The organism is Streptomyces sp. NRRL F-5630 (assembly GCF_000719475.1).
GTDB lineage: Bacteria > Actinomycetota > Actinomycetes > Streptomycetales > Streptomycetaceae > Streptomyces.
Genome location: NZ_JOGO01000191.1, coordinates 1 through 732, shown reverse-complemented (window position 1 = coordinate 732; position 732 = coordinate 1). Strand labels below are relative to the sequence as shown.

General features: G+C 71.6%; 1 pseudogene. It reads right to left on the bottom strand.

The window, feature by feature from the left end:
• A pseudogene (locus tag IF99_RS35355) lies at nucleotides 1-214 on the bottom strand (hypothetical protein); the annotation flags it as partial.
• Nucleotides 215-732 lie beyond the last annotated feature (518 nt).

Genomic DNA, 732 nt, shown 5'->3' with positions numbered 1-732 from the left:
CCGCTACGAGCGCAAGGCCGAACACTTCCTCGCCTTCGTCGGCATAGCCGCAGCCCTCATCTGCCACCGCCGACTCACCAAATAAAACAACGTCTAAGGCGGCCTCCGGTGCCCCGGCGTCGGGGGCGGGGGTGTTGTCCGGCGTGGGGGCGTCCTGGGTGGGTGTGCCCGGCGCGGGGGCCGGGAGGGGGAGTTCCTGGGCGGAATCCGTCATGTGGGCACATTAACCGGCCACGGGCCCGGTAGATACGCCTCCGCCGGCGGACCGTACGGTTCCGCGCGGAACCGGTGCCTCCCGGCTGTGGCCCGCACGGTTGGGGTCGTCACCGATCCGGTCTTGACGGCTGCGGTTGTCACGGTGGCGGTTGTCATGGCTGCGGTTGTCATGGCTCGGGTCCTCACGGTCGCGGGCGTCACGGCTCGGGTTCGCGGCTGTCGTACGGGGCGCCAGGGCCCCGGGCCGCCGGAAGTGGGAGGTGGCGCGCGGCGGTGGGCAGGAATGTAGCGCGTACCGGCGGGCGGTGCTTTGGCGCGGAAACGGTCGCCACTCGGACGAGTGAGAGGTTTTTCGGGTTCGGCGAAGTTATCCACAGATTGCGGGGATTGGTGGGGGCGGGGGTGGGGGGTACGGAAGGATTGGTGTTGGGGTCGCCCCCCTGGGAGGGCGGGGGCTGCCCGGAAGCGGCGTCGCGGGTCCCCTACCGGGGCTGCCCCAGGAGGGCGGGGCCGCCC